Here is a 5,631-nt window from a genome sequence, read left to right as displayed (position 1 = left end):
TCGCCGCCCGGCGCGGCGCCGCCTCAGGCGCCCCCGCGGATCCGGACGACCCGGCGCGTGCGCCCGACCCGGCCGGCGTCCCGGCGGCTCCAGCGTCCGCCTCGAGCGCCGGCGCCGGCTCCGCCCCGGTGCCCTCGGCGTCGGTGCCCTCGGTCACGCTGAGGACCGGGTCGTGCACCAGCCAGACCGCGCCCAGCGGCGGTACGGTGACCGCCGCGCTGGCCGGGAACCCGTGCGAGCCGACCTCGGTGGCCGTCACCGCGCCGAGGTTGCCGAACTCACCGGTGCCGTCGTAGAACTCGGCGTCGGTGTTGAGCACCTCGCGCCACCGGCCCTCCGCCGGCAGCCCGATCCGGTAGTCGCGCCGCGGCTCGGGGGAGAAGTTGATGACGCACGCCACCTGCTGGCCGTGCTGGTCGCGACGCAGGAAGGAGAAGACGTTGCCCCCGGCGTCGTCGGCCTCGATCCACTGGAACCCGCGGTGGTCGTTGTCGAGCTCCCACAGCGCGCGGTGCTCCCGGTAGACCCGGTTGAGGTCGCGGACGAGGTTCTGCAGACCACGGTGGCCCCAGTGGCCCGAGGCCAGCCAGTCCGGCCCGCGGTCCTCGCTGAACTCGGTGCGCTGGCCGAACTCGCAGCCGGCGAACAGCAGCTGCTTGCCCGGGTGCGACCACTGCAGCGCGTAGAAGGCGCGCAGCGTGGCGAACTTGCGCCAATCGTCACCGGGCACCTTGCCCAGCATCGAGCCCTTGCCGTGCACGACCTCGTCGTGGCTGATCGGCAGCACGAAGTTCTCCGAGAACGCGTAGACCAGGCCGAAGGTGATCTCGGAGTGGTGGTGCTGGCGATGGACCGGCTCGCGACCCAGGTAGCGCAGCGAGTCGTTCATCCAGCCCATGTTCCACTTGAAGCCGAAGCCGAGCCCGCCCTCGTGCACCGGACGGGTCACGCCCGGCCAGGACGTCGACTCCTCGGCCACCGTGATGATGCCGGGCACCCGCTGGTAGAGGTGCTTGTTGACCGTCTGCAGCAGCTCGATGGCCTCCAGGTTCTCCCGGCCGCCGTACTGGTTGGGCAGCCAGTCGGTGCGGGAGTAGTCGAGGTAGAGCATCGAGGCGACGGCATCCACCCGCAGCCCGTCGACGTGGAACTGGTCGACCCAGAACAGCGCGCTCGACAGCAGGAACGACTTCACCTCGCTGCGGCCGAAGTCGAAGATGTAGGTGCCCCAGTCCAGGTGGATCCCGCGGCGGGGGTCGGGGTGCTCGTAGAGCGGCTTGCCGTCGAAGTTGGCCAGCGCCCACTCGTCCATCGCGAAGTGCCCCGGCACCCAGTCCATGATGACGCCGATGCCGGCCTGGTGCAGCCGGTCGATCAGGTGCCGCAGGTCGTCGGGGGAACCCATCGAGGCGAACGGGGCGAAGTAGCCGGTCACCTGGTAGCCCCAGGAGCCCAGGAACGGGTGGTGGGCCAGCCCGATCAGCTCGACGTGGGTGAAGCCCTGCCAGGTGACGTACTCGACCAGCTGGTCGGCCAGCTCGGCGTAGGTGTGGCCGGGCCGCCAGGACGGCAGGTGCACCTCGTAGACGCTCATCGGCTCGGCGTGGGCCCGCGCGGACGCCCGGCGCTCCAGCCACTCCGCGTCACCCCACTCGTACCCGCTGCGGTGCACGATCGAACCCGTGGAGGGCAGACCCTCGGCCTGCCGGGCCATCGGGTCGGCCTTGTCGCGCCAGACCCCGTCGGCACCCTGGATGCGGAACTTGTAGACCGCGCCCGGGCCGACGCCCTCGATGAAGGTGGCCCAGATGCCCGAGCCGGGGATCATCCGCATCTCGTCGCCGGACCAGTAGTTGAAGTCGGCGATCACCTGGACGCGCTGGGCGTTGGGCGCCCAGACCGAGAACCGGGTGCCGTCCACCGAGCCACGCTCGTCGTCGGCCACCGTGATCGGGTGCGCGCCGAGCCGGCGCCAGACCTCGGTGTCGTGCCCGTTGTGGAAGCCCTCGAAGTCCCAGCCCCGCAGGCCACCCTCAGGGTCGAATGCCATTCAGCGGTCCTCTCCGGTCGTCGTGTCGTCGTGCCGTCTCGCAGCGGGCGCCTCGTCGTCGGCGACCAGCCGCTCGATCGCCCGCAAGGGGATCCCTACCCAGGCCGGGCGGTTGCGTACCTCATAGACCACCTCGTACACCGCCTTGTCGGCGACGTAGGCCTGCAGCAGCGTCTCCTCCTCGGCCGCCAGCACCGAGCCCGAGCCGTAGCCGCGCAGGAAGGCGGTGGTGCAGTCGGCGGCCCAACGGGCGGTCGCGGCAGTGGTCTCGGGTGGCACCTGCCGGTCGGCGGCAGCGACAGCCGCCGCGGCGGCGGCGCTGCCGGCGGCGTAGTCGAAGGAGCGCAGGATGCCGGCCACGTCGCGCCAGGGCGAGTCCGGTTCGCGGCGCTCGTCCAGGCTCTTCAACGGCTCGCCCTCGAAGTCGATGATCTTCCAGCCGTCGGCGGTGTGCAGGGTCTGGCCGAGGTGGAAGTCGCCGTGCACCCGCTGGGTGGGCACCGTCAGCGGTCGGACCCGGTCGAACAGCTCCTGCACCGCCTCCACGGTCGGCAGCAGCTCGACGGTCTCCCGGGCGGCGGCCTGCAACCGGCGTCCCATCGTGCGGGCCAGCGCCTCACCCGAGACCGACCCGCGCGGGAAGTGGTCGCCGAGCGCCGCGTGCACCCCGCGCAGGGCGACGCCGAGGGCCTCGGCCTCGGTGCTGAAGTCGCGGCCGGCCGTGCAGGCCTCCAGGGCCAGCTCCCAGCCGTCGGCGGCCTGACGCAGCTGCTCCACCACCATCGCCAGGTCGGCGGAGTGCCGGCGGCGACCCGACTGCCACTCCGCCTCGATCCAGCCGTGCAGCCGGGCCGCCCGGGCCCGCTCGTCGCCGGCCAGGGCACGGTGCACCTCGATGTCGAGGTTGGCCCCGGTCTCCAGTCGGCGGAAGGCCTTGACCATCGCGACGTCGCCGTACATCACCGAGGTGTTGGACTGCTCACCGCCGAACAGCCGCGGCGCCAGGTCGGGCGTCAGGGGGTGGCCCTCGACCGTGCGGCAGCGCAGGGTCGCGGTGTCGCTGGAGGCCTCGCGCTGCTCCACCACCGCCCGCAGCAGGGCGGTCATCGCCTCGGGGTCGCGGGTGGCGTCGGAGCGGACCACCGGCCCCAGGTCGGGCAGCTCGTCGGTGCCCAGCGCCGCAGGGTCGGCGTCCCCGCCCACCGGCCGGTAGGACAGCAGCAGCTGGTAGAACTCGACCTCGTCGTCGGGGTAGCCGATCTCGGCGATCTCGGCGCGCACCGCCGGCCACTCCCCGGGTGCGGTCAGCCAGGGCAGCGGGTCGACCCGGACCAGCTCGGCGTGGCGTCCCTTGCCCCCGAACCAGCGGGTCCGCGAGATGTGGCCGAAGAGGTCCCGCTCGCTCATCGGCTCGCGTCCGCGCCGCCGGTCACCAGCGCCTGGCCGTTGACGGCGCGGACGCTGAGCACGTGCGCCGGGGCGGCCGGGCTGAGGGAGACGAAGTTGCGCGCGCCCCAGTGGTAGGTGGCCCCGGTCAGCTCGTCGACCACCTCCAGCACGGCGTCCTCGGGCAGCCCCATCGCGGCCAGGTCGAGGTAGACCTCGCTCTCCCGGGTGACGTAGGGGTTGAGGCTGCAGACCACGATGACGTGGTCCTCACCCGAGGACGTGGTCGCGGTCTTGCTGAAGGCGAAGACCTCGGCGTCCGGGACGTGCTGCAGGGTGGCGTCGCGCAGCTGCTGCAGCGCCGGGTGGGCCCGGCGGATGGCGTTGAGCCGGCCGAGCAGCATGCCGAGGTTGCCGGGGGCGTCGAAGTCGCGGGGCCGGTACTGGTACTTCTCGGAGTCCAGGTACTCCTCCCCGCCCTGGCGCAGCGGCTCGTGCTCCAGCAGCTCGAACCCGGAGTAGACGCCCCAGGTCGGCGACATGGTGGCCGCCAGCACCGCACGGATGGTGAAGGCGCTGGGCAGCCCGCTCTGCAGGAAGGTCGGGTTGATGTCGGGGGTGTTGACGAAGAAGTTGGGCCGCATGATGTGGGCGGTCTCCTGCGACACCTCGGTCAGGTACTCCGCCAGCTCCCACTTCTCGTTGCGCCAGGTGAAGTAGGTGTAGGACTGCTGGTAGCCGACCTTGCCCAGGGTGCGCATCATCTCGGGCTTGGTGAAGGCCTCGGCCAGGAAGATGACGTCGGGGTCGGTGCGCCGCACCTCGGCGAGCAGCCAGGCCCAGAAGTTGACCGGCTTGGTGTGCGGGTTGTCGACCCGGAACACCCGGACGCCGTGCGACATCCACAGCCGGACGATCCGCAGCACCTCGGCGTAGATGCCCTCGGGGTCGCGGTCGAAGTTGATCGGGTAGATGTCCTGGTACTTCTTCGGCGGGTTCTCGGCGTAGGCGATCGTGCCGTCGGGACGCAGCGAGAACCACTCCGGGTGCTCGGTCACCCAGGGGTGGTCCGGCGAGGCCTGCAGAGCGAGGTCGAGGGCGACCTCCAGCCCGAGCTCGGTGGCCTTCGCCACGAACCGGTCGAAGTCGTCCCAGCCGCCCAGGTCGGGGTGGATGGCGTCGTGGCCGCCCTCGGCCGCCCCGATCGCCCACGGCGAGCCCGGGTCGCCCGGGCCGGGGGTGAGGGTGTTGTTGGGGCCCTTGCGGAAGGCGGTGCCGATCGGGTGGATCGGCGGCAGGTAGACGATGTCGAAGCCCATCGCCGCCGCCGCCTCGAGCCGCTCGTGGGAGGAGTCGAAGGTGCCCGACACCCAGCGTTCGCGCTGCTCGTCGTAGACGGCCCCCTGGGAGCGGGGGAAGAACTCGTACCAGGCGGAGAACAGTGCGCGCTGCCGGTCGCAGAAGACCGGGTAGTCCGGGGTGGGGGAGAGCAGCTCACGCGGGCCGTGGGTGGCCATCGCCCGCCGGACGCTGCGGCTGAGCGCGATGTCGAGCAGCTCCTCCGGGGCGGTGTCGGGGGTGAGCGCGGTGGCCGTCCCGGTGAGCAGCGCGGCGTCGCCCGGACGTCCGGCGGCCTCGGCGATCGCGGCCGCGGCGGTGAGCACCTGCTGGCCCTCCAGGCAGACGAGCTCGACGTCCATGGCCACCGGCAGCTTGGCCTCGGCGTGGTGCACCCAGGTCTGCCACGGGTCGGACCAGCCCTCGACCCGGAAGGTCCAGGGGCCGACCTCGTCCAGGACGACGGAGGCCTCCCAGTTGTCCAGGCCGGCCGGCGGCAGCGCGGTCATGTCGACCCGGGTCTCGACGCCGCCCGGCGAGGTGAGGATGACCGAGGCGTTGACCGCGTCATGGCCCTCGCGGAACACCTTGGCCCGCACCGGGAACCGCTCGCCGACCGAGGCCTTGGCCGGGTAGCGCCCGCCCTCGACCACCGGGCTGACCGCGACCACCGGGATCCGGCCGATCGGGACGCCGAGCGCCGGTGCCTGCGAGGTGGCCGGTGCGGCGGTGGGGGTGCTGGCGCCGGACGGCGCCGCGGCGGGCGTCCGGGCGGGAGCCTTCGGACGCGCGGGCGGCTGCGCTCCCGTGTCCGGTCGGGCGGGCTGACGTCGAGCGGTCCGGCCGGGACCGCGGGG

3 protein-coding genes are annotated in these 5,631 nt (G+C 72.6%); all 3 read right to left on the bottom strand.

Features of this window, described 5'->3' with window-relative positions; genetic code table 11:
* Positions 1 to 2,050 (bottom strand): 1,4-alpha-glucan branching protein GlgB (gene glgB / locus DVA66_RS16390; protein WP_114561035.1); only part of this gene is annotated, 2,050 nt, incomplete at its 3' end.
* Complete coding sequence (locus DVA66_RS16385) at positions 2,051 to 3,457, bottom strand: phosphotransferase (RefSeq protein ID WP_114561034.1); 1,407 nt, start codon at positions 3,455 to 3,457, stop codon at positions 2,051 to 2,053.
* Positions 3,454 to 5,631: alpha-1,4-glucan--maltose-1-phosphate maltosyltransferase (locus DVA66_RS16380; RefSeq protein ID WP_408608925.1), on the bottom strand; the 2,178-nt coding region annotated here is incomplete at its 5' end. The genes DVA66_RS16380 and DVA66_RS16385, both read right to left, overlap by 4 nt.

The organism is Desertihabitans aurantiacus, from assembly GCF_003344635.1.
GTDB classification, from domain to species: Bacteria; Actinomycetota; Actinomycetes; order Propionibacteriales; family Propionibacteriaceae; genus Desertihabitans; species Desertihabitans aurantiacus.
This window is presented reverse-complemented; position numbering and strand designations above follow the sequence as displayed.

Bases quoted from the DNA above. Each gene is read 5' to 3' on its own strand.
- DVA66_RS16385 (WP_114561034.1), bottom strand. From the start codon at position 3,457: ATGAGCGAGCGGGACCTCTTCGGCCACATCTCGCGGACCCGCTGGTTC.